18 protein-coding genes are annotated in these 21,903 nt (G+C 74.9%); 5 read left to right on the top strand and 13 right to left on the bottom strand.

Translation table 11 applies throughout. The features are described from left to right. Nucleotides 1-2 precede the first annotated feature (2 nt). Nucleotides 3-1,553, bottom strand: coding sequence for a diguanylate cyclase domain-containing protein (locus tag ACI79S_RS14595; protein WP_456594166.1), 1,551 nt, complete (start codon nt 1,551-1,553; stop codon nt 3-5). A 60-nt stretch (nt 1,554-1,613) separates the two neighbouring features. After that, nucleotides 1,614-3,938, bottom strand: a complete 2,325-nt coding sequence (locus ACI79S_RS14590) for a putative bifunctional diguanylate cyclase/phosphodiesterase (protein WP_456594165.1) — start codon at nt 3,936-3,938, stop codon at nt 1,614-1,616. Nucleotides 3,939-4,213: 275 nt separating this feature from the next. Here ACI79S_RS14590 and leuS point away from each other — a divergent pair, with 275 nt between their 5' ends. Next, nucleotides 4,214-7,117: a leucine--tRNA ligase gene (gene leuS / locus ACI79S_RS14585; RefSeq protein WP_456594164.1), complete on the top strand. Its 2,904-nt coding sequence runs from the start codon at nt 4,214-4,216 to the stop codon at nt 7,115-7,117. A 45-nt stretch (nt 7,118-7,162) separates the two neighbouring features. Here the strand turns inward: leuS and lipB are convergent, their stop codons facing one another. Genes lipB through ACI79S_RS14570 form a run of 3 tightly spaced genes read right to left on the bottom strand, consistent with a single transcriptional unit; the run spans nt 7,163 to nt 9,818 of the window. After that, nucleotides 7,163-7,816 (bottom strand): lipoyl(octanoyl) transferase LipB, encoded by a 654-nt coding sequence (lipB, locus tag ACI79S_RS14580; protein ID WP_456594163.1) that lies wholly within the window; start codon nt 7,814-7,816, stop codon nt 7,163-7,165. Nucleotides 7,817-7,836: 20 nt separating this feature from the next. After that, nucleotides 7,837-8,571 (bottom strand): Type 1 glutamine amidotransferase-like domain-containing protein, encoded by a 735-nt coding sequence (locus ACI79S_RS14575; protein ID WP_456594162.1) that lies wholly within the window; start codon nt 8,569-8,571, stop codon nt 7,837-7,839. Further along, nucleotides 8,571-9,818 carry a protoporphyrinogen/coproporphyrinogen oxidase gene (locus tag ACI79S_RS14570; RefSeq protein WP_456594161.1) on the bottom strand — a complete coding sequence of 416 codons (1,248 nt, stop codon included), beginning with the start codon at nt 9,816-9,818 and terminating at the stop codon, nt 8,571-8,573. The genes ACI79S_RS14575 and ACI79S_RS14570 overlap by 1 nt, the downstream gene beginning before the upstream one ends. A gap of 91 nt (nt 9,819-9,909) precedes the next feature. Here ACI79S_RS14570 and ACI79S_RS14565 point away from each other — a divergent pair, with 91 nt between their 5' ends. Continuing rightward, complete coding sequence (locus tag ACI79S_RS14565; protein ID WP_456594160.1) at nt 9,910-11,496, top strand: serine/threonine-protein kinase; 1,587 nt, start codon at nt 9,910-9,912, stop codon at nt 11,494-11,496. A 15-nt stretch (nt 11,497-11,511) separates the two neighbouring features. Here ACI79S_RS14565 and ACI79S_RS14560 read toward each other — a convergent pair whose 3' ends face one another. The 3 genes from ACI79S_RS14560 to lpdA all read right to left on the bottom strand — a co-directional run bounded on the left by ACI79S_RS14560 (nt 11,512) and on the right by lpdA (nt 15,776). Next, on the bottom strand, nt 11,512-12,417 hold the full coding sequence (locus ACI79S_RS14560) for a TIGR01777 family oxidoreductase (RefSeq protein ID WP_456594159.1): 906 nt from the start codon (nt 12,415-12,417) through the stop codon (nt 11,512-11,514). Between the two features lie 84 nt (nt 12,418-12,501). Next, nucleotides 12,502-14,349 (bottom strand): 2-oxoglutarate dehydrogenase, E2 component, dihydrolipoamide succinyltransferase, encoded by a 1,848-nt coding sequence (gene sucB / locus ACI79S_RS14555; protein WP_456594158.1) that lies wholly within the window; start codon nt 14,347-14,349, stop codon nt 12,502-12,504. A gap of 47 nt (nt 14,350-14,396) precedes the next feature. Next, nucleotides 14,397-15,776 (bottom strand): dihydrolipoyl dehydrogenase, encoded by a 1,380-nt coding sequence (gene lpdA / locus ACI79S_RS14550; RefSeq protein ID WP_456594157.1) that lies wholly within the window; start codon nt 15,774-15,776, stop codon nt 14,397-14,399. Nucleotides 15,777-15,927: 151 nt separating this feature from the next. On the opposite strand from lpdA, the gene ACI79S_RS14545 reads away from it, so the two are divergent. Beyond that, nucleotides 15,928-16,263 carry an oxidoreductase gene (locus ACI79S_RS14545; RefSeq protein ID WP_456594156.1) on the top strand — a complete coding sequence of 112 codons (336 nt, stop codon included), beginning with the start codon at nt 15,928-15,930 and terminating at the stop codon, nt 16,261-16,263. A gap of 88 nt (nt 16,264-16,351) precedes the next feature. On the opposite strand, the gene ACI79S_RS14540 is transcribed toward ACI79S_RS14545, so the two are convergent. After that, nucleotides 16,352-17,863, bottom strand: a complete 1,512-nt coding sequence (locus tag ACI79S_RS14540) for a leucyl aminopeptidase (RefSeq protein ID WP_456594155.1) — start codon at nt 17,861-17,863, stop codon at nt 16,352-16,354. Between the two features lie 157 nt (nt 17,864-18,020). Here ACI79S_RS14540 and gcvT point away from each other — a divergent pair, with 157 nt between their 5' ends. Next, the gene (gene gcvT, locus ACI79S_RS14535; RefSeq protein ID WP_456594154.1) at nt 18,021-19,139 is read left to right on the top strand and encodes a glycine cleavage system aminomethyltransferase GcvT; all 1,119 of its coding nucleotides are present in this window, start codon (nt 18,021-18,023) and stop codon (nt 19,137-19,139) included. 13 nt (nt 19,140-19,152) lie between these two features. Here the strand turns inward: gcvT and ACI79S_RS14530 are convergent, their stop codons facing one another. From ACI79S_RS14530 to ACI79S_RS14515, 4 genes are all read right to left on the bottom strand, one after another. Next, nucleotides 19,153-20,295 carry a YihY/virulence factor BrkB family protein gene (locus ACI79S_RS14530; RefSeq protein WP_456594153.1) on the bottom strand — a complete coding sequence of 381 codons (1,143 nt, stop codon included), beginning with the start codon at nt 20,293-20,295 and terminating at the stop codon, nt 19,153-19,155. Nucleotides 20,296-20,381: 86 nt separating this feature from the next. Next, nucleotides 20,382-20,654, bottom strand: coding sequence for a DUF4235 domain-containing protein (locus ACI79S_RS14525; protein WP_456594152.1), 273 nt, complete (start codon nt 20,652-20,654; stop codon nt 20,382-20,384). Beyond that, the gene (locus ACI79S_RS14520; RefSeq protein WP_456594151.1) at nt 20,651-21,100 is read right to left on the bottom strand and encodes a DUF3618 domain-containing protein; all 450 of its coding nucleotides are present in this window, start codon (nt 21,098-21,100) and stop codon (nt 20,651-20,653) included. Before ACI79S_RS14520 ends, ACI79S_RS14525 begins: the two co-directional genes overlap by 4 nt. Next, nucleotides 21,097-21,543, bottom strand: a complete 447-nt coding sequence (locus ACI79S_RS14515) for a phage holin family protein (RefSeq protein ID WP_456594150.1) — start codon at nt 21,541-21,543, stop codon at nt 21,097-21,099. The genes ACI79S_RS14520 and ACI79S_RS14515 overlap by 4 nt, the downstream gene beginning before the upstream one ends. Nucleotides 21,544-21,667: 124 nt before the next feature. Between ACI79S_RS14515 and ACI79S_RS14510 the strand changes: the two genes are divergently transcribed. After that, nucleotides 21,668-21,880: a hypothetical protein gene (locus ACI79S_RS14510; protein ID WP_456594149.1), complete on the top strand. Its 213-nt coding sequence runs from the start codon at nt 21,668-21,670 to the stop codon at nt 21,878-21,880. The last annotated feature ends 23 nt before the right edge of the window (nt 21,881-21,903 follow it).

The following is a 21,903-nucleotide window of genomic DNA, read 5'->3' as shown; positions in this document are numbered from 1 at the left end:
GCTCAGCCGGCGGGTGCGACGTCGGCCCCGGCGGCCGGCGACGTGGCCGGGGACCGGGGTGCCGGCACCTGGTCCCGTGCGTCGGGGAGGTACCGCCGCACCCCGCCGCCGGCACCCTTCGCGGCGTACATGGCCGCGTCCGCGCAGCGCAGCAGCGCGGCGGGGTCGGTGGCGTCCCGGGAGGCGAGCGCGAGGCCGATGCTGACTCCCACCTGCACCGGCACGCCGACGACGGTCACGGGGAGGCGCACCACCTCGGCCAGCCGCTCGGCGCACTCGGGGGCGGCGTCGGGATCCGTGGCATCGAGCACCACCACGAACTCATCGCCTCCGAGACGCGCGACCAGGTCGGTGGGCCGTAGCGCCGCCCGCAGCCGCTCGGCCAGCCGGCGCAGCAACTCGTCCCCGGCCTCGTGCCCCAGGCCGTCGTTGACCGCCTTGAAGCCGTCGAGGTCGAGCAGCAGCCCGGTGGGCCGGTCGGTGGCGAGGTCGGCCTCCAGGCGTCGCATCAGGGCCCGGCGGTTGGGCAGCCCGGTCAGGTCGTCGGTACCCGCCTGGCGGCGGGCCTCGTGCAGGGCCCGGCCCTCCGCGAAGGTCACCGTGCTGCGCACGAGGAAGGCGGCCAGGCAGGCCAGGGCGCAGATCTCGCCGGGGCCGGTGCGGCCGTCACCCCACTGGGCGCCGAGCACGACGAGCGAGCCCACCGCGCAGGCCAGGGGGATCGTGAGCGACCGCCACCGGAGATGCTGCTCCAGCAGGTCCGGGTCGCGCCGGCGGGGCTTGGTCAGCCACGCACCCGCAGCGGTCAGGCTGGCGTTGACCATCCAGAGCAGGTCCAGCGGGCCGCCCGGGACATACCCGCCGGCCGCCTGCGCCTGGGCCAGGAGGAGGTCACCGGCGAACTTCACGGCCACGATGAGGCAGACGGTGGTGAGGACCAGGTCGGCCCGGTGCCCGATCATCGCCAGCACCGCACCTACGAGCGCCAGCAGCAGCACGTCGGCGACGGGGTAGGCGAGGTTCACGGCCACACCGAGGTCCGACATGCCCGGGGCCCCGACGCTCGGGTCGAGGACCGCGACGGCGACCGCGGTGGCGCCGAGGGCCCCGACCAGGCCATCGAGCCAGGTGCCGGGCCGGGGGCGGGCCAGCCGGGCGTGCACCATCAGCAGCGGGGTGGCGAACAGCGCCGGGTACGAGGCGAGCCAGAACACGTCCGCGGCCGACGGGAACGGCGGGTCCGGGTTCCCCGCGAGCAGCAGCCGGTGGGTGAGGTCGCCGGCCAGGTTGCAGATCCAGGCGGCGCCCGCGGCCCACCAGACGAACCGCTCCGCGGGTACCCGCCGCGCCGCCCCGAGGCAGACCGCGACCGCCAGCAGCGGGGCCGTGACGGCGAGCGCACCGGAGTCGACGAGGTCCGCCGCCGGCGTCCCCGGCGGCTGCCACACGCCCAGGGCGAAGACCGCCGTGCAGGCGAAGGTGGCGGCGACCACCAGCCGCCACATCGCCTCCGACCAGCCGGTTCCCGTCTGCTCGGCTCGGTCAGCGCGCACGCGCGCACCTTGGCACACCGACGGCTGCGGGCGCCGTGAAGCCCGGTTCGACGCGCGCATTCACGCTCGGGTCCGTTCCCCCGGCATACGAGGCGCGGGGAGCGCCGGCCGGGTGCTGCCCGTCCGGGTGCGGGCGGACAGCCAGCCGAGGAAGTCCTCGACCGGCATCGGCCGCGCGACGGCCCAGCCCTGCGCGATGTCGCAGCCCAGACCGGCGAGCACGGCGGCTGTCTCGTCGTCCTCCACGCCCTCGGCCACCAGGCTCAGCCCCAGGTCGTGGGCCAGGGCCACGGTGTGCCGGACGATGGCCGCTGCCCGGTCGTCGCGGCCCACGTCGTGGGTCAGGCTGCGGTCGAGCTTGAGCTCGTCGGCCGGGAGGTGCCGCAGGTAGGCCAGTGAGCTGTAGCCGGTGCCGTAGTCGTCGATCGAGGTCCGGATGCCCAGCCGGCGCAGCTCGCCCAGCACCGTGCGGCCCCGATCGGGATCGGCCATGAGGGTGTCCTCGACGAGCTCGAGGGTGAGCGCCCGGGCCGGCAGGCCGTGCGCCCGGAGCAGGTCGGACACGGTGGCCGGCAGGTCGGGATCGGTGACGTTGGCCGCCGACAGGTTCACCGACACGGGCACCGCCCGGTCCGGCCACCAGCGGGTGGCGGCCGCCAGGGCGAGGCCGAGGACCGTGTCGGTCAGCGGCCGCATCAGGCCGGCCTGCTCGGCGGCGGGCAGCACCACGGCCGGGGAGAGCAGACCGCGCACCGGGTGCTGCCACCGCACCAGCGCCTCGACGCCCACGACGTCCCCGCTGCCGAGGGAGACCTGGGGCTGCAGGTGGACCACGAGATGCCCCTCGTCCAGGGCGGTGCGGAGGTCCTCCATGGTCCGGAGCCGGTCTCCGGAGCCGCTGGCCGGGTCGGGGACGTACGAGCGCACGCCGTCGCGGGCGTTCTTGGCCGCGTACATCGCCACGTCGGCGCAGCGCAGCAGCTCGGTCACCGTGGCGGCCGGGACCGGGCCGGTGGCGATGCCGATGCTGACCCCGACGTGCAACCGGATCCCGTCGACGACGAACGGCTCGAGCACCCAGGCCCGCAGCCGGTCGGCGCGGGCGACGGCGTCGTCCAGGCCGCAGCCCGGCAGCAGGACGGCGAACTCGTCCCCGCCCAGCCGTGCCAGCAGCTCGCCGGGGCCCAGCTCCGGCCACAGGCGGGGACCGACCATGCGCAGCAGGTCGTCACCCGCGGCGTGCCCCAGGCTGTCGTTGACCTCCTTGAACCCGTCCAGGTCGAGCAGCAGCAGGGCCACCGGCCGGCTCGTGCCCGACCGCAGGGCGGTCCGCGCGCGCTCGAGCAGCTCCCGGCGGTTGGGCAGCCCGGTCAGCTCGTCGGTGCGTGCCTGCTCGCGGATGTCGTGCAGCCCCCGCAGCTCCTGGACCGACATGGCCGTGCGCGCGAGGATCGCCAGCAGGCAGGTGACGGCGGCCCAGCCGGCGACGCCCAGGGCGCCCGATCCCCACGTGGAGACGAGCACCCCGACGCTCATCACGCTCGACCCGAGGGGGACGAAGGCCACCCGCCAGCTCAGCCGTGCGATCGGATCGACGTCCGCGGGCTGGATCCGGCGTGCGCGTCCCGCGACGTGCGCGGCGACGGCGGCGAAGACCGCACCGGACAACCAGACCAGGGTCAGGGTGCTGCCCGGGGTGAGCTCCCCGCGCACCGCCTGCTGCACGTAGAGGGCGTCCGCGGTGAGGGTGCACAGCAGACCGGCGACCAGCAGCACCAACGGCCAGTCGCGCCGGAACCCCATGACGGCGCACACGGCCGACACGGCGGCCAGGAGCAGGGTGTCGGTGAGCGGGTACAGCCGCACGACGGCGAACGGGCCGTCGGCCGGGCCAGCCGCGATCGACGGCAGCAGGGTGACGGCGAAGATGACCGCACCGCACGCCCCGGTCAGCGCGTCGAACCACATGCTCGGGTGCGTCGCGGTGACCCGGGACCGGACCACTCCCACCAGGGCCACGCCCATCGCCGGGTAGGCCGGTGCCCAGAGGGTCAGCAGCAACCACGTCGGGACGTCACCGAGCAGGGGGACGAACACGAGCGAGTAGAGGAGCGTGCTGGTCGCGGTGGCTGCGAACGCCACGGCGAGGGCGTTCCAGATCAGCCGATCCGGCCCGCGACGTCGCCCGGTCCGCCGGCAGACCGCCCCGCCCAGCAGGTACACGGCGGTGTAGAGGACGAGGTCGTAGACGACCGTGACCGCGGTGCCGGGCGGGCGCCCGAACGCCCCGGTGGCGTAGGCCGCCAGCGCCCCGACGCAGGCGAGCAGCAGCCCGCCGGTCGCGGGCGCGGGCCCACCACGGAGCTGGGTCTCTGGTTCGGCCACGGGGACGTCATCGGTACCGCGCCGCCCGCGCCCCAGCCGGATCGCGCGCTTCCCCTCCATGGGGGGAGGCCGCCGCGTGGCTCGTGGAGGCGCCAGGGGCCGCGGGCCCGGTGCGCCGCGATAGCATCGGGCGCGTGACCGGGCGGCTCCTGCTTCGCCGGCCGTGCTGACCGCAGAACCCTCGGACAGCACGGCGACCCCTCCTGCGTGAGGGGTTTTTTGTTGCCCACCACCGGTACCGCACCGCCCGCACCACGATCCGGGAGCACGAGACGATGAGCCAGACCGACAGCCACAGCACCGAGGTCACGGGTGACCGGGTGGGCGGGGACATCCCTCGGCACCGGTACACCCCGGCGCTGGCCCAGCGGCTCGAGCTGGCCTGGCAGGACCGCTGGGAGGCCGAGGGCACCTTCCACACGCCCAACCCGGTCGGCCGGCTGAGCGGCGGCTTCGAGCGCGTCGCCGACCGGCCCAAGTTCTTCGCGATGGACATGTTCCCGTACCCCTCGGGTGCGGGGCTGCACGTCGGTCACCCGCTGGGCTACCTGGGCACCGACGTCACCAGCCGGTTCCGGCGCATGGACGGCGACAACGTGCTGCACCCGATGGGCTACGACGCCTTCGGTCTGCCCGCCGAGCAGTACGCGGTGCAGACCGGGCAGCACCCGCGCATCACCACCGAGGCGAACATCGCCGCGATCAAGGCGCAGCTGCGCCGGCTGGGGGTCGACCACGACCAGCGGCGCACCTTCGCCACGATCGACCCGGGCTACTACAAGTGGACCCAGTGGATCTTCCTGCAGATCTTCGGCTCCTGGTTCGACGAGGCCGCCGGGAAGGCGCGGCGGATCGAGGAGCTGGTGGCCGAGCTGGACGCCGGCACCCGCGAGCCGGCCGAGGGCACGAATCCGTACGGCCGCCCCTGGGCCGAGCTGGACGAGGCCGAGAAGGCCGCTGTCGTCGACGCGCACCGGCTGGCCTACCTGCACGAGGCGCCGGTCAACTGGTGCCCGGGCCTGGGCACCGTCCTGTCGAACGAGGAGGTCACGCCCGACGGGCGTTCCGAGCGCGGCAACTTCCCGGTCTTCCGGCGGCCGCTGAAGCAGTGGATGATGCGGATCACCGCCTACGCCGACCGGCTGCTGGCCGACCTGGACCGGCTGGACTGGTCGGAGTCGCTGAAGCTGATGCAGCGCAACTGGATCGGCCGCTCCACCGGCGCCCGGATCCGCTTCGCCGCCGGGCCGCAGACCATCGAGGTCTTCACCACCCGGCCGGACACCCTGTTCGGCGCCACCTACATGGTGCTGGCGCCCGAGCACCCGCTGGTCGAGCGGCTGACCGCGGACGCCTGGCCCGCCGGCACCGACCCGCGGTGGACCGGCGGTGCGGCGACCCCGGCCGAGGCGGTGCGCGACTACCAGCGGCAGGCCTCCCGGCGCTCGGAGCTGGACCGGCAGGACGCCGGCCGCGAGAAGACCGGCGTCTGGTTGGGCGCCACCGCGGTCAACCCGGTGAACGGCCGCGAGCTGCCGGTGTTCATCGCCGACTACGTGCTGACCGGCTACGGCACCGGCGCGATCATGGCGGTGCCGGGCGAGGACCAGCGGGACTGGGAGTTCGCCCGGACGTTCGGACTGGAGATCGTGCCGACCGTCGAGCGGCCCGAGGACTTCGACGACGAGACCGGCGCGTACACGGGCCCCGGCCGGATGATCAACTCGGCCAACGACGAGATCTCGCTGGACGGCCTGGACAAGGCCGACGCCATCGCCCGGGTCACCGACTGGCTGGTGCGGCACGGGTACGGCGAGGCCACCACCACCTACAAGCTGCGCGACTGGCTGTTCAGCCGGCAGCGCTACTGGGGCGAGCCGTTCCCCATCGTCTACGACGAGCACGACAGGCCGGTCGCGGTCCCCGAGTCGATGCTGCCGGTGCTGCTGCCCGAGGTCGACGACTACTCGCCCAAGACCTTCGCCGACGACGACGCCGACTCCGCCCCGGAGCCGCCGCTGTCGCGCGCGAGCGAGTGGACCACGGTCGAGCTCGATCTCGGCGACGGTCCGAAGAAGTACCGCCGCGAGACCAACACGATGCCCAACTGGGCCGGGTCGTGCTGGTACTACCTGCGCTACCTCGACCCGGGCGACGACAGCCGGATGGTCGATCCGGAGCTGGAGCGGTACTGGATGGGGCCGCGGGAGCCCGGGGACGTCGGCGGCGTCGACCTGTACGTCGGCGGTGTGGAGCACGCGGTGCTGCACCTGCTGTACGCCCGGTTCTGGCACAAGGTGCTGTTCGACCTGGACCACGTGTCCAGCGAGGAGCCGTTCCGCCGACTGGTCAACCAGGGCTACATCTCGGCCTACGCCTACACCGACGAGCGCGGCTTCTACGTGCCCGCGGCCGACGTGGAGGAGAAGGACGGCCGGTTCTTCTACGAGGGCAAGCCGGTCAACCGCGAGTACGGGAAGATCGGCAAGAGCCTGAAGAACATGGTGACACCGGACGAGATGATCGGTGCCTACGGTGCCGACACCTTCCGGGTCTACGAGATGTCGACCGGGCCGCTGGAGCAGTCGCGGCCGTGGGAGACCAAGGCCGTCGTCGGCTCGCAGCGCCTGCTGCAGCGGATCTGGCGGGTCGTCGTCGACGAGGAGACCGGTGCGGTCCGCGCCACCGACGTCGAGCCGGCCGAGGAGACGCTGCGCGCCCTGCACAAGGCGATCGACGGGGTCCGCGACGGCTACGCCACCCTGCGGTTCAACATCGCGATCGCCCGCATCACCGAGCTGACCAACCACCTGACCCAGGCCTACGGGGCCGACCGGCCGGTGCCGCGCTCGGTCGCCGAGCCGCTGGTGCTGATGGTCGCCCCGCTGGCGCCGCACCTGGCCGAGGAGCTGTGGTCGCGGCTGGGCCACGAGGGGTCCTCGGCATGGGCGCCGTTCCCGGTGGCCGACGAGCGCTGGCTGGTCGAGGACACCGTGCAGGTCGCCGTGCAGGTCAACGGCAAGGTGCGGTCGCAGGTGACGGTGCCGGCCGATGCCGACGCCGCGGCCCTGGAGGCGGCGGCGCGGGCCGACGAGAAGATCGCCGGCTACCTGGACGGCGCGACGATCCGCCGCGTCGTCGCCGTGCCGGGTCGGCTCGTCAACTTCGTCCTGGGCTGACGAAGGGCCTCCCCGCCCCGGCGCGGCAGCCGTGCGGCGCCCACCTCACGCGGCGGGCGCCGGGGCGTCGGCGAGGACGGCGCGCATCGCGTCCTCGACCGGCGCCAGCGCGTCGGCCACCGTCACGTCGCGGCCCAACTCCGCCGACAGCGAGGTGACGCCGGCGTCGGGGATCCCGCACGGGACGATCGCCCCGAAGGCGCCCAGGTCGGGGTCGCAGTTGAGCGCGAACCCGTGCATGGTCACGCCGCGGGCGACCCGGATGCCGATCGCCGCGACCTTGCGCTCGGGCCGGTAGGTGGCGGGATCAGCGGGGAGCCACACCCCGCTGCGGCCCTCGACCCGGCCGGCCTCCAGCCCGAAGCCCGCGCAGACGTCGATCAGCGCGCCCTCCAGCCGCCGGACGTACGCGACGACGTCGACGGGGTCGGGCAGCGCCACGATCGGGTAGCCGACGAGCTGCCCTGGCCCGTGCCAGGTGATCTTGCCGCCGCGGTCGACGTCGACCACCGGGGTGCCGTCGACGGGCCGCTCGTGGGGTTCGGTCCGCTTGCCGGCGGTGTAGACCGGCGGGTGCTCCAGCAGCAGCAGCGTGTCGGGAGCCGTACCGGCCACCCGCTGCGCGTGCAGCTCCCGCTGCCGCGCCCACGCCTCCTCGTAGGGAACGGTTCCGGCGTGCACCACGCGCAGCTCAGCCACGGGCCCAGCCTATGCCCGGGCTACGCCAGGCGGCGCGGCTCGAGCCGGGTCTCCACCGCCGTGCCGTCGGGGCCCCGTTCCACCCGGTAGGCGGCGGCGCCGGGGCGGTCGCTCACGACCTCGACGAGCTCGGTCCCGCGGTACACCAGCCCCGCGCCGTCGTCGGTGGCATGGCCCGCGGGCAGCGTGCCGTCGGCGACCAGGCGGTGGTAGAGCGGGCGACGCTGCTCCTCCGAGTCGTAGTGGACGCCGTTGCTGGTGGGGATGAGCCCGAGCCCGTTCGTGACCGGCCGGAGGTCGGGGCCGTAGGAGTCGGTGGTCCCGCCCACGTGCCAGCACAGCGATCCGGCCGAGACCCCGGCCAGCACGACGCCGGCCCGCCACGCCTCGCGGAACACCTCGTCCAGCCCGTGCACCCGCCACACGGCGAGCAGGTTCGCCACGCTCCCGCCACCCACCCACACCACGTCCTGCGCCAGCAGGTGTGCGCGCAGGTCGGCGACCGTGGGCATCGGGAACAGGCTCAGGTGGCTGACCTGCACGGAGCTGCCGGCGAACGCGCCGTAGACGCCGGCGACCCGCGCCGGGTCGTCGCCGGTGGCGGTGCCGAGGTAGCAGAGGCGCGGGCGCTCGGGGCGCCCGGCGAGCTCGGCGGCGAGGTCGAAGACCGGTCCGGGCCGCCAGTCGGTGGGGCCGCGGCCGCGCGGGGCGAAGCCCATGCTGGTCGCCACGATCGTCGGCGCGGAGGCGGGCATCAGGCAGCTCCTCCGGCCGGGGCCGGGCGCAGGCGGCGCAGCACGGCGCGAGCGGCGCGGGCCCCGCTGGCCATCGCGCCCTGGATGGACGGGGTGTCCCGGTGATCACCGCACACGTACAGCCCCTCTCCCAGGTCGACCGGCCGGCGCAGTCGCAGCGGCGGGAGCGCCGCCGGCTGCGCCCCCGGCACCGTGACCGACGTCAGGTGCTCCAGGTCCGACGGCGCGACGCCGTGCGCCGCCGCGATCTCGCCGCGGACCTCGTCCTCCCGGCACCGCGCGAGGGTGGAGCTGGCGACGAGCGCCCGGTCGTCGGGGCTGTAGCGCTGCTGGGCGTCGGAGAGCACGGCGCTGTTCACCAGCCGGCCCCGGGGCTGCCCGAGCACGATCAGCGGGGCGGACCAGGGGGAGGTGGGCAGCACGTGCAGGTGGGTCGTGACCTCCCGGGGCGCGTCGGCCTCGACGGCGGGGAGCAGCCGCGACGCGGTCGCCGGGTCGGTCGCGACGACGACGGCGTCGGCCGCCCAGCTCCCCGCGTCGGTGGACACGGAGCCGGGCGACACCGAGCGCACCGGCGTGTGCAGGTGCATGCGCCCGGCACCCAGGCGCGCGGCCAGCTGCTCGCCGACGGCCTGCATCCCGGTCGCCGGCAGCCCGATCGAGCCCCGGACGAAGCTGCGCCACAGCAGGTGCAGGTACCGGCTGGAGGTGGCGAGCTCCTGCTCCAGGAGCACGCCGGCCAGGAAGGGGCGCAGGAACCGCTCCAGGGCGGCGTCCCCCACGCCCGCCGCGCGGAGGGCCTGCTCCGCCGTCTCCTCCGGCGCTCGCAGCAGCCGGCCGACGGGGGAGTACCCGGCGCGGAGCGAGTAGGCGACCAGCGCCGCCTTCTGCCGCAGGGAGCCCAGCGGCGCCGCTGCGGTGCCGACGACGGAGGTCGGCCGGCGGCGCGGGTCGACCACCTGGTGCGCCCGTCCGTCCACGCGGATCACCGCACCTCGCTCGAACCAGCCGAGCTCCAGCGCGTCGAGGTCGAGATCGGCCACCCGCGGGTAGCCGGTGTTGAGCACCTGGAAGCCGCGGTCGACGACGAAGCCGTCGATGCGCCCGGTCGCCAGCCGCCCGCCGGCGTGCCCGCCGGACTCCAGCACGTGCACGTCCAGGCCGGCGGTGGCCAGCCGGGTGGCGGCGGACAGCCCGGCCAGGCCGGCCCCGACGACCAGGACCTCGGCCCGCAGCGACGTGGACACCGCCTGACGGTATCCGCCGCCGTGCGGGCGTGCCCGTGGCCTGTGGACGACCGCGGCGCCGCCGACCCGTCCGCGCCTACGGTCCTCCCTCGTGACGACCGCCGGCCCGCCTCCGGCACCGGGGGCTCCGCAGCCACCCACCGTGCCGGGCTACCTGCTGCAGACCCTGCTCGGCCGCGGTGCGTCGGGGGAGGTGTGGCAGGCGGTCCCCCGGGAGGGCGGGGACCCGGTGGCGGTGAAGGTCCTGGTGGCCGGGGACCCCGCGCGCCAGGCGCGCGAGGCCGTGCTGCTGGGGGAGCTGGACCACCCGCACCTGGTCCGGTTGATCGAGGTGGTGCACCAACCCCGGCGCGGCGGCGGGTCGCGGGTCGCGCTGGTGCTGGAGCTGCTCGGCGGGGGCAGCCTCGCCGCGCTCCTCGCCCGGCGCGGTCGGCTCCGCCCCGGTGAGGTGGTGACGGCGATCGCACCGGTGGCCGCGGCCCTGGCGCACGCCCACGACCACGGTGTGGTGCACGGCGACCTGGCGCCGGGGAACATCGTGTTCACCGGTGACGGGCGGCCGGTGCTCACCGACCTCGGGGTGGCCCGGGTGCTGGGTGAGACGGCGGCGGCCGAGGTCACCCCGGCCTACGTCGACCCGGCGGTCGCCCGTGGCGGCGCGCCGGGTCCCGCCTCCGACGTCTTCGGCGTCGCCGCCGCGGCCTTCCACGCGCTCACCGGCATCGCGCCGTGGAACGCCGCGACCCCCGCCGGCACCCTCGTCGTGGCCGCGACCGGGCACCTGCCCGACCTGGTCGAGCTGGCTCCGGAGGTGCCGCCCCGACTCGTCGCGGTCATCGCGCGGGGCCTCGCCGCCGATCCGCACGACCGCGGCACCGCGGCGGAGTTCGCGCTCGACCTGCGGCACGCCTGCCGGGCCGAGCCCGTGGCGCTGGCGGCGGCGCCGGCGGGCGGCCACGGCCGGCCCGACGTGCGCTCCGCGCTCACCCACGTGGTGCCGGGGCGCCGTCCCCGTCCCGGGCCGGGCGTCGTCGAGCCGTCCGAGCGGCGACGGTGGTCCCGGCGTCCCGCCGCCGGCGTGGCCGCGGTGACCCGGGGGCTGCTCGTCACGGCGCTGGTGCTGGCGGCGCTCGCCGTCACCGCCTGGCTCGGGACGCGCTGGGGGAGTGACACCGACGTGCCGCACGCGGCGGCCGCCGGGTCGTCGGCCCCGGGCGCCCGAGCGGCGGGCCTGCCGTCCCCCGCCCCGGAGGAGCCACCGCTGCCCGGTTCCGCGGTCCCCGAGACCTCCGACGACTGGACGGCGCTGGTCACCGAGCTCTACGCCCGGCGCGCCGAGGCGCTCAGCGGCGCCCCGGACCTGCTGCGGGCCGTGCACGTGCCCGGAAGCTCGCAGCTGGTCGCGGACGAGGAGCACGCGCGCGCCCTGGCCGCGGCCGGTGAGGCGCTCAGCGGCTTCGCGCCGGTGGTGGTCGACGTCGTCGTCGTGGCGGCGTCGGACGCCCGGGCGGAGCTGCTGCTGACCGACAGCTGGCCCGACTACCGCGTGGTGCGCGCCGACCAGCCCGACGGCCCGGCGCTGCGCTGGGTCACCGGCCGACCCGAGGCCCGGGTGCGCATGGTGCTGGTCCGCACCCCGGAGGGCTGGCGGATCGAGAGCGCCGAACGCCGGCCCTGACCTCGCCGGTGGGGCTCAGCCCCGGGCCACCGCGGCGTGCAGCGCGGCGTCGACGTCCCCGTGGGCGAACCGGAAACCGGCCTCGTTCAGCCGGCTGGGCACCGCCCGCTGCCCGGCGAGGACGCCGACGTCGGCGAACTCGCCGAGCACCACCCGCAGCGCGGGGGCGGGCACCGGCAGCACGGTCGGCCGGTGGAGGACCCGGCCCAGCGCGGCGGTGAACTCGGCGTTGGTGACCGGCTCGGGGCCGCACAGGTTGACCGGCCCGGCCACGGGGTGGGTGAGCAGGTACCGGATCGCCCCGATCTCGTCCTCCTGGCTGATCCAGGGCACGTACTGCCGACCCGAGCCCAGCCGACCCCCCAGTCCGGCGCGGAACAGCGGCAGCATCCGCGCCAGCAGGCCGCCGCGCCCCAGCACCAGCCCGGTGCGCAGCGTGGTCACGCGGACCCCGGCGTCGGCGGCCGGCGCCGTGGCTCCCTCCCACGCCACGCAGACGCGGGCGAGGAAGTCGTCGCCGGCGGGGTCGGACTCGTCGACGACGCGGTCGCCGGTGTCGCCGTACCAGCCCACCGCGGATCCGTTGAGCAGGACCCGGGGGCGGTCGGGGTCGGCGGCGACGGCTTCCCGCAGGGCCTCGCTCAGCGTGGCGGTGCTGTCGACCCGGCTGCCGAGGACGGCCTGCTTGTGCCGTGCGTTCCAGCGCCGGTCGCCCACCCCCACGCCGGCGAGGTTGACGACGGCGTCGACGTCCCGGAGGAGCGCCGGGTCGATCCGCCGGTGCTGCGGGTCCCAGCGGTGCTCCTCGGCCGTCCGCGGGGTGCGGCGCACCAGCTGGATCACCTCGTGGCCGTCGTCGCGCAGCGCGGGCAGCAGCGCGCTGCCGATCATCCCGGACGCACCGGACACGGCGATCTTCATGCGGCACTCCCCAGCGGGCGCGGGTCCTGAGGGCAGGAAGGGCTCGGGGCCCCGGTGGTCACCGGGGCCCCGAGCGGTGGTGCATCAGGCGAGACCGAGCTCGCCGTGGAACTGACCGGCCTCCAGGCGCTCGCGCACCGTGGTGAGGAACCGGGCGGCGTCGGCGCCGTCGACGATCCGGTGGTCGTAGGTCAGCGCCAGGTAGACCATCGACCGGACGGCGATGACCTCGCCCAGCTCGGCGTCCTGCACCACGACCGGCCGCTTCACGACCGAGCCGGTGCCGAGGATGGCCACCTGCGGCTGGTTGATGATCGGCGTGTCGAACAGGGCGCCGCGGCTGCCGGTGTTGGTCAGCGTGAACGTCCCACCACCGAGCTCGTCCGGCGTCACCTTGTTCGTGCGGGTGCGCTCCGCGAGGTCGGCGATCTTGCGCGCCAGCCCGCCGAGGCTCAGGTCGCCGGCCTCGTGGATGACCGGGACCAGCAGACCCCGCTCGGTGTCGACGGCGACGCCCAGGTTCTCGGAGTCGTGGTAGGTGACCGTGCCGGCCTCGAGGTCGATCGAGGAGTTCACCGACGGGTGCTGCTTGAGGGCCTCGACCGCCGCCTTGGCGAAGAACGGCAGGAACGAGAGCTTGACGCCCTCGCGGGCCTCGAAGTCGCCCTTCGCCTGCTGCCGCAGCTGCGCGATGCGCGTGACGTCTGCCTCCACGACCGTCGTCAGCTGCGCGCTGACCTGCAGCGACTCGACCATGCGCCGGGCGATGACCCCGCGCAGGCGGGAGAGCTTCTCGGTGCGGCCACGCACGGAGGAGTCCGGCATGGCGGCCGGCGACGGCGTGCGGGTGCCACCGGAGGCGGCCGGGGCCGACGCCGCGGGGGCGGCCGCCGCAGGGGCCGGCGCGGCGGACTTCTCGGCGACGGCCAGCACGTCCTGCTTGCGGATGCGCCCGCCGACGCCGGTCCCCGAGACGGTGTTCAGGTCGACCCCGTGCTCGGCGGCCAGGCGGCGCACCAGCGGGGTCACGTACTGACCGCCGCCGTCACCGGCCGGGGCGGACGGCGCCTGCGGAGCCACCTGGGGCGCCGGCGCCGAGGTCGGCGAATCCGACGGCTGGGCGCCGCTGGCGCCGTAGTCGCCTCCGGGCTGTTCGCTGGCCGGATCGGCCTGCTTGGCCTGCGGAGCCGCCTGCGGTTCCGGCTCGGCCGGCACCTGCTCCTTCGGGGCCTCCTGCTGCGGCGCGGGAGCCGCGGGGGCGGAGCCGCCGCCGGAGGCGCCCGTGCCGATCACGGCGAGCTGGGCGCCGACGTCGACGGTCTCGTCCTCGTTGACCGTGATCTCCAGCAGCGTGCCGCTGACCGGCGCCGGGATCTCGGTGTCGACCTTGTCGGTGGAGACCTCGAGGAGCGGCTCGTCAGCGTTGATCTCGTCGCCGACGGCCTTCAGCCACCGGGTGACGGTGCCCTCGGTGACGCTCTCGCCCAGCGCCGGCATCGTCACGGGGGTTCCCTCGCCGCCCCCGCCCCCGCCACCGCCACCGGACCCGGCGGCCGGCTGCGGCTCGGGCTCGGCGGCGGGCTGCTCCTCCTGCCCGCCGGAGCCTGCGTCCTCGACCTGCTGGTCGGGGGTCTGCGGCGCGGTGTCGGTGTCCTCGGCGGAGGCCGGCGGGCTGCCGGCGCCCTCGTCGCCGTCCCCGCCGCCGATCACGGCCAGCTCCGCGCCGACGTCGACGGTCTCGTCCTCGGCCACGAGGATCTTGGTGAGCACACCGGCGGCCGGGGAGGGGATCTCGGTGTCGACCTTGTCGGTCGACACCTCGAGGAGGGGCTCGTCGACCTCGACCTGGTCACCCTCCTGCTTGAGCCATCGGGTGACCGTGCCCTCGGTGACGCTCTCGCCCAGGGCGGGCATGGTGACGGACGTCGGCATCGGGGCAGTGCTCCTTCTGGCGTGGGGGAGAGGGGACGAGCGTTCGATCAGCCGTGCACGTGCAGGGGCTTGCCGGCCAGGGCCAGGTGCGCCTCGCCGAGCGCCTCGCTCTGCGTCGGGTGCGGGTGGATGAGGCTGGCGACGTCGTCGGCCTCGGCCTCCCAGTTGTAGATCAGCTGGGCCTCGGCGATGAGCTCGCCGACCCGGCTGCCGACCATGTGGATGCCGACCACGGGACCGTCCGGCGACTGGATCAGCTTCACCGCGCCCGTCGTCTTCAGGATCTGGCTGCGGCCGTTGCCGGCGAGGTCGTAGGTGAGGGTCTTGACCTCGCCGTAGCGCTCCTTGGCCTGCGCCTCGGTGAGGCCGACCGAGGCGACCTCGGGGTCGGAGTAGGTGATGCGCGGGACGCCGGCGTAGTCGATCGGCGCGGGCTCCAGCCCGGCCACCCGCTCGGCGACGAGGATGCCCTCGCCGAAGCCGACGTGGGCCAGCTGCAGGGTGGGGACGAGGTCGCCGACGGCGGAGACCGTCGGGAGGTTGGTGCGCATGTACTCGTCGACGAGGACGTAGCCGCGCTCCATCGCGACGCCCACCTCCTCGTAGCCGAGGCCGGAGCTGACCGGCCCGCGGCCGACGGCGACGAGCACCAGCTCGGCCTCCAGCTCCTTGCCGTTCTCCAGCGTCACCTTGACGCCGTTGTCGGTGGTCTGGACACCGGCCACCTTGTTGCCCAGCTCGAAGCCGATCTTGCGGCGGCGGAACGCCCGCTCGAGCAGCTTGGAGGAGGACTCGTCCTCCAGCGGCACGAGGTGCGGCAGGCCCTCGACGATGGTGACGTCGACGCCGAAGGACTTCCAGGCGCTGGCGAACTCGCAGCCGATGACGCCGCCGCCGAGCACGATCGCCGAGCTCGGCACCCGGTCCAGCCGGAGGGCCTCCTCGCTGGTGATGACCTTCGTGCCGTCGATCTCGATCCCCGGGAGGGTGCGGGGGTAGGAGCCGGTGGCCAGCAGCACGTGCTTGCCCTCGTAGCTCTGCCCGTTCACCTCCACGGTGGTCGGGGAGGTCAGCCGGCCCTCGCCCTCGACGTAGGTGATCTTGCGGGCCTTCACCAGGCCCTGCAGCCCCTTGTAGAGCTTGGAGACGACGCCGTCCTTGTAGCTGTTGACGCCGTCCATGTCGATGCCGGCCAGCGACGTCTTCACACCGAACTGCTCGCCCTCGCGGGCGAGGTCGGCCACCTCACCGGCGTGCAGCAAGGCCTTGGTGGGGATGCAGCCCCGGTGCAGGCAGGTGCCCCCGACCTTGTCCTTCTCGACCAGGACGACGTTCAGGCCGAGCTCCGACGCGCGGAAGGCCGCGGCGTAACCGCCTGAGCCACCACCGAGGATGACCAGGTCGGCGGGGGAGGTGGGTTCGCTCACGGGTGCTCCTCTGATGCGGCAGGCGACGTCCCCGCTCGAGCGGGCGGGGGCTGGTGCCCATCCTGCCACCCCGGGAACGAGCTGGCCCGGAGCACCGTTGCTCTCGCGAGCGTCGCGGTGATCACGCGACCCCGGCAGGACGGAGACGGCGATGGGCCTGTTCGACCGGTGGCGGAGGCGGCGGCCCGGGGATGGCGCCCGCGCCACCCTCGACCGCGCGTCGCACCGCGGCGACCTGGCGCACCTGGAAGAGTTCGTGGCCAGCCGCCGGGGAGTCGAGGGCTACGTGGAGCCCCGGACGGCGGTGACCGAGGCCACCATCGTCCTGGTCGCGGCCGACGGCGAGTGGACCCGGAGGCGCATCGACGGTCCGGACGTCGCCCGCCGGCTGTCCAAGGAGCTGGCCGTCCCGGTGTACGACGCCCAGGTGACCGGCTACCCCCAGCGCATGCGCGACTGGAGCGCCCGCCAGAAGCGCGGCAGCTAGGCGTCCTCCCGCACGGTGCGGCGTCCTCCCTCACCGTCCACGCTGAGGGAGGACGCGCCATGATCAGGTGAGCTGATCGTGGCCGCGCTCAGTCGGCGATGAGGGCCTCGATGGTGGCGAGCAGGGTGCGGACGGGGACGCCGGTGCCGCCCTTCGGCGTGTAACCCCAGGGCGCGGACGTGTTGTAGCTCGGGCCGGCGATGTCGATGTGCGCCCACGGCAGCCCGGCCGGCACGAACTCGGCGAGGAAGTGCCCGCCGACGAGCATCCCGCCCATCCGGTCGGTGTTGGCGTTGACGAAGTCCGCGACCGTCGAGTCGATCCCCTTGCGGAGCTCCGGCGGCAGCGGCATCGGCCACATCGACTCGCCGCTGCGGTCCGCCGCGGCGATCACCGCGTCACGCAGGTCGTCGCTGCCCATCACGCCCGAGGTGCGGGCGCCGAGGGCGACCATCTGCGCGCCGGTGAGCGTGGAGGTCTCCAGCAGGACGTCGGGGGAGTCCTCGGCCGCGCGGGCGATGGCGTCGGCGAGCACGACCCGCCCCTCGGCGTCGGTGTTCGTGATCTCGGCCTTCTTGCCGTTGCGGAAGGTGACCACGTCGGCCGGGCGGTAGGCGGTGCCGCTGGGCAGGTTCTCGGCCATCGGCACGGTCGCCACGACCTCGACCGGCAGCCCCAGCTGCGCCACGAGGCACACGGTGGCGATCACGGCCGCGGCGCCGGCCATGTCGCTCTTCATGTCTTCCATCTTCGCCGCGGGCTTGATCGAGATGCCGCCGCTGTCGAAGGTGATGCCCTTGCCCACCAGCGCGACCTTCTTGCGCGCGCCCGTGCCTGCGTAGGTCAGGCGCAGCAGCCGCGGCTTGCGGGTGGAGCCGCCCCCGACGGCGAGGATGCCGCCGTACCCGCCGGCCGCCAGCGCGTCCTCGTCGAGGATCTCCGCCGTCAGCCCGAGCTTCTCGCCGGCGGCGGCACCGCGGGCGGCGAACTCGGCGGGGTACAGGTCGTTCGGCGGGGTGTTCACCAGGTCGCGCACGAGGGCGACGGCGTCGGCGACGGCGCGGACCCGGCGAAGGGCCGCCTCGGCGGCACCGGCCCCGGGCACGACGATCGTGAACTCGCTCGGCGGGGCCGGGCGGTCGGCGGGCAGCTGCGACTTGTAGGCGGTGAACTCGTACGCGCCCAGGAGGGACCCCTCGCCGACGGCGTGCAGCCGCTCGGCGTCGGGCGTCCCGCCCACGGCGGCCAGCAGGCTCACCACCGAGCGCCGGCCGCGCAGGGCCCGGCTGGCCGCACCGGCGGCCCGGCGCACGGCCTCGGCGCGGTAGGCGCCGGACGGCTCGGGCGCACCGAGGCCCACGACGGCGACGACCGGGAAGGGGCCCTGGCCGAAGGAGGGCAGGCGGGTCACCTCGTCCTCGGCGCCGCGGGCGCCCAGGTCGGTCAGCGCGGGGAGCAGCCGGCCGCCCAGCAGGCGGTCGAGGGCCTCCGCGCCGGGCGTGGGGAGCGGCCCGTCGGGCCCCTTGCCGACGGCGACGACGACGGCGTCGCCGGTCAGCTTCTCGAGCGGGTGGTCGGTGGCGGAGATCGTCGGCGGCACCGCTCGATCCTAAGAGGACCCCATCCTCCTCACCCCTCGCACGTTCGGGGCGAGCCTCGGGATGGGGCCGTTCCAGCACGTCGCCGGGCTCGCGCCGGGTCCCCGCGACGGAGCCGTTCAGCACGTCACCATGCGGGGGCCGCACTAGCGTGGCCGCGTGACCTCGCGCACCTCGCCCCTCCACGACCGGCACGTCGCCGCCGGAGCCAAGCTCGCCGACTTCAGCGGCTGGTCGATGCCGATCGAGTACGCCGGCGGGGGTGTTCTCGCGGAGCACGCCGCCGTCCGCGAGGGCGTGGGCCTGTTCGACGTCTCCCACCTGGGCACCGGGACGGTCCGCGGGCCGGGTGCCGCCGCGTTCGTCGACTCCTGCCTGACCAACGACCTGTCCCGCATCGGGCCGGGCCAGGCGCAGTACACGATGTGCTGCGTGCCCGACGGCGAGGACGGCGCCGGGGGAGTGGTGGACGACCTGATCGCCTACCTGCACGGACCCGACGACGTCCTGCTGGTGCCCAACGCCGCGAACGCCGCCGAGGTGCTGGGCCGGCTCGCCGACGCCGCCCCGGCGGGCGTCGCGGTGGCGGACCGGCACGCCGAGGTCGCCGTCCTGGCCGTGCAGGGTCCGCGGTCGCTGCAGGTGCTGGAGCTGCTCGGCGTGCCCGGCGAGATCGGCTACATGTCGTTCGTGACGGGCACCGGGGGCGCCGGCGCCGAGGTGACCGTCTGCCGCACCGGCTACACGGGCGAGCACGGCTACGAGCTGCTGGTGGGTGCCGACCGGGCCGGGGAGATGTGGGACGCCCTGCTGGAGGCCGGGCAGGACCTGGGTATCCGGCCGTGCGGGCTCGGCGCGCGGGACACGCTGCGCACCGAGATGGGCTATCCGCTGCACGGGCACGAGCTCTCCCGCGACATCACCCCGGTCCAGGCCCGCGCCGGCTGGGCCGTCGGCTGGCACAAGCCGGCGTTCTGGGGGCGCGCGGCGCTGCTGGCAGAGAAGGAAGCCGGTCCGGTGCGCCTGCTGCGGGGGCTGCGCGCGACCGGTCGCGGCATCCCCCGGCCGGGCATGGCGGTCCTGGACGGCGACGGCGCACGCGTGGGCGAGGTGACCAGCGGGACGTTCTCGCCGATGCTGCGGGCGGGCATCGGGCTGGCGCTGCTGGAGACCGCCGCCGGCGTCGCCGAGGGGGACCGGCTCGCCGTCGACGTCCGGGGTCGGCGGGAGGCGGTCGAGGTCGTGCGCCCACCCTTCGTGGCCTCGCACGTGCGCTGAGCGGGGTCGATCTCTAGGGCGCGTTCTTGCGGGTGGGGTCGCTGTCGCCCTCCTCCGGCTCTGCCTTGGCCGGCAGCGTGTCGGCCTTCACCGCGTCCCGCTCACCCATCGGCAGCGGCTCGCCGTCGGTGGTGTCCATCCCGGTCTGGTGCTCGGCCTCGGAGTTGATCTCCGCCCCGAGGAGGACCAGGTAGCAGGTCAGGTACAGCCACAGCATCAGGACGATCACGCCCGCGATCGCGCCGTAGGTCTCGTCGTAGCTGCCGAAGTTGTTCACGTAGAGGGTGAAGCCGAGGCTCACCAGCGCCCAGACGACGGTGACGACGATCGAGCCGAGGCTGACCCAGCGGAAGCGGGGGGCATCCCGGTCGGGGGCCACCCGGTAGAGGACCGCGAGCGAGCCGGCGACGACGGTCAGCAGCGCCACCCACCGCGCCACCTCGATCAGCACCGTGCCCACCGAGCCGAGCGGGAGCGCGTCGACGACGATCGGCAGCACGGCGACGAGGGCGATGGTCAGGACGACGAAGACGATCGCGCCGAGGGTGAGGGCCAGCGAGAGCGCGCGCAGCTTGACGAAGTTGCGCGTCTCCACCTCGTCGTAGGCGATGTTCACCGCCTTGACCAGGTTGTTGACCCCGCCGGAGGCGCTCCACAGCGCCGCGAGGATCGAGAGGACCAGGCTGAGGGTGAGCGCCCCGCCCGCGTTCGCGGTGACGTTGGTGACCTGCGTCTCGATCAGCCCCTGCGCTTCCTCGGGGAGTCCCTCGGTGAAGGACTCGACCTGGGCGGCGGCCTGCTCGGGGGTCACGGCGAGCCCGTAGATCGAGATCACCGCGAGGAGCGCCGGGAAGATCGCCAGGAAGCCGAAGAACGCCACCCCGCCGGCGATGATCGGCATGTTGTCGGCGTTGTTCTCCGCCCAGGCGCGCTTGAGGACCTGCTTCCAGCCGCCGGCCGGGATCTGCAGCGGGTTCCCGGCCCGGATGCCGGGCAGCTGCTCGGGGGCGGGCGCGTCCGGCGGGAGCCGGTCGGGGTCTCCGGACCGCGTGCCGTCGGCTGCGGATCTCGCCGCCGCCGCCCGGCGGGCGGCCTTCTCCTCGACCCGCTGGCGGATCCGGTCGACGGCGCTCTCCCGTGGCCGGGTGCCGGTCATGAGCTCTCCCTGGTGCTGGGCCGGCGACCGGCCGAGGAGTGGTGGATCGGCGGTGGCCGGGCGCGGGGCCCGGCCACCGCGCCGGATCAGTCGCCCGGCCAGGCCCCGGTGAGCTTGGTGAAGCCCTGCGCGCCCAGGCGGTCGATGGTCGCCTTGGTGGCCGCGAAGATCGCGCCCTGCAGCGCGGCCGAGACGACGATCTCCCACATCGGGTACTCGCCCTGCAGCGCGTCCGGTGCGTCGTCCTCGCCGCTGATGCGCTTCCACACCTGCTTGAAGAGCGCACCCGAGACGGCACCGGCCGCGACACCCGCCACCAGGCCGATCGGCCGGTAGGCGAGCTTGGCTCCCTTGCTCAACGCTTCCTCCTCGCATCCCGACGGGCCTGCTTCTCGGCCCGCTTGGCAGCCTTCCGCGCGGCGGCACGCCGGGCGGCCAGTTCCCTGCGCGCCCGCTTGGCCTCGCGCCTGCGGCCCACGCGCGCCCCGACCAGGAGCTCCTCGGTGCTGGCCCGGCGCCGTGCGCGTCGCCGGCGCCACAGCACCAGACCCACCAGACCGGCCAGGGCCGCGCCGGCGCCGGCGAACGCCGGGGGGCTCTCGCGGTAGGTCTCGACGGCGGTGTCCTTGGCCCGGGCGGCGCTCTCCTTGGCTCGGGCGGGTACGTCGAGGCGCTGGCTGAGCTCGTCCACCGTGCGGCCGAGCTGCTCGCGGGTCGCCTCGATGTCGGCCCTGATCTCGTCGGGCTGCGTGGGGCCGTTGCTGGCCTGTGCGTCGTCGGGCCGCGATCCGCTGGGCGTGCTCACCGGCGTGCACTCTCCTTCACGGTCGCAATGTCGGTCTGGACGCTGGAGATGGCCTCCGTGGGCACCGGCGGGGATCCCTTCTGGACGTCCTTCTTCCCCACGAGGGCGAGGACGCCCGCGATGGCGAACAGGACGAGGGTGACGATCAGTGCGGCCAGCCAGGCGGGCATGAGCAGCGCCAGGGCGAGGATCGCGGTGGTGATGAGAGCGGCCAGCCCGAAGAAGGCGACGAGGCCGGCGGCGCCGAAGAGGCCGGCGCCGACGCCCAGCCTCTTCGCCTTCTGGGTCATCTCGACCTGGGCGAGGCGCGCCTCGTCGCGTACGAGGCGGCTGATCTGCTCGGTCAGCCGACCGATCAGCTCACCGGTGGATGCGTTCTCGGGCTCGGCGTCCACGGCTGCGCGGGTCGCGCCGGTCGTGGGATCGGGACGGGGTGTGCTCATCGGTCCTCCGGGTGGGCGGGGTCGATGCAGGTCCATGCCCCCGGCGGTGGGCCCGTAATCGGGGCGGGAGATCACAGCCCCGGATCGATGCGTCCCGGGTGCCGGGCGCCACTAACCTGCCTGCATGAGCTGGCACTGGCGTCTCGAGGACCCCGCTGGAACCCCTCTCGACCCCGCGGAGGTGGGGGTGGAGGTGCCGGCGGCCGACAACCAGGGCGACGCGGAGTCGTGGCTGGGGGAGAACTGGCGGGAGCTGCTGGACCGCGGGGTGGCCACGGTGACCCTCTTCGACGGCGACGAGAAGGTCTACGGGCCGATGGGGCTCGCCGCCACCTGACCCTCCACCTGAGGTCGAGGGTC

The organism is Blastococcus sp. SYSU DS1024, assembly GCF_054050795.1.
The sequence above is the reverse complement of the archived record's forward strand: the minus strand, read 5'-3'. Positions and strand labels throughout refer to the sequence as shown.

What these genes read in the sequence shown, in the direction of transcription:
- leuS (WP_456594164.1), top strand. Translation starts at nt 4,214, where the DNA reads ATGAGCCAGACCGACAGCCACAGCACCGAGGTCACGGGTGACCGGGTG.
- ACI79S_RS14575 (WP_456594162.1), bottom strand. Translation starts at nt 8,571, where the DNA reads ATGCCCGCCTCCGCGCCGACGATCGTGGCGACCAGCATGGGCTTCGCC.
- ACI79S_RS14560 (WP_456594159.1), bottom strand. Translation starts at nt 12,417, where the DNA reads ATGAAGATCGCCGTGTCCGGTGCGTCCGGGATGATCGGCAGCGCGCTG.
- sucB (WP_456594158.1), bottom strand. Translation starts at nt 14,349, where the DNA reads ATGCCGACGTCCGTCACCATGCCCGCCCTGGGCGAGAGCGTCACCGAG.
- ACI79S_RS14545 (WP_456594156.1), top strand. Translation starts at nt 15,928, where the DNA reads ATGGGCCTGTTCGACCGGTGGCGGAGGCGGCGGCCCGGGGATGGCGCC.
- ACI79S_RS14530 (WP_456594153.1), bottom strand. Translation starts at nt 20,295, where the DNA reads ATGACCGGCACCCGGCCACGGGAGAGCGCCGTCGACCGGATCCGCCAG.
- ACI79S_RS14515 (WP_456594150.1), bottom strand. Translation starts at nt 21,543, where the DNA reads ATGAGCACACCCCGTCCCGATCCCACGACCGGCGCGACCCGCGCAGCC.
- ACI79S_RS14510 (WP_456594149.1), top strand. Translation starts at nt 21,668, where the DNA reads ATGAGCTGGCACTGGCGTCTCGAGGACCCCGCTGGAACCCCTCTCGAC.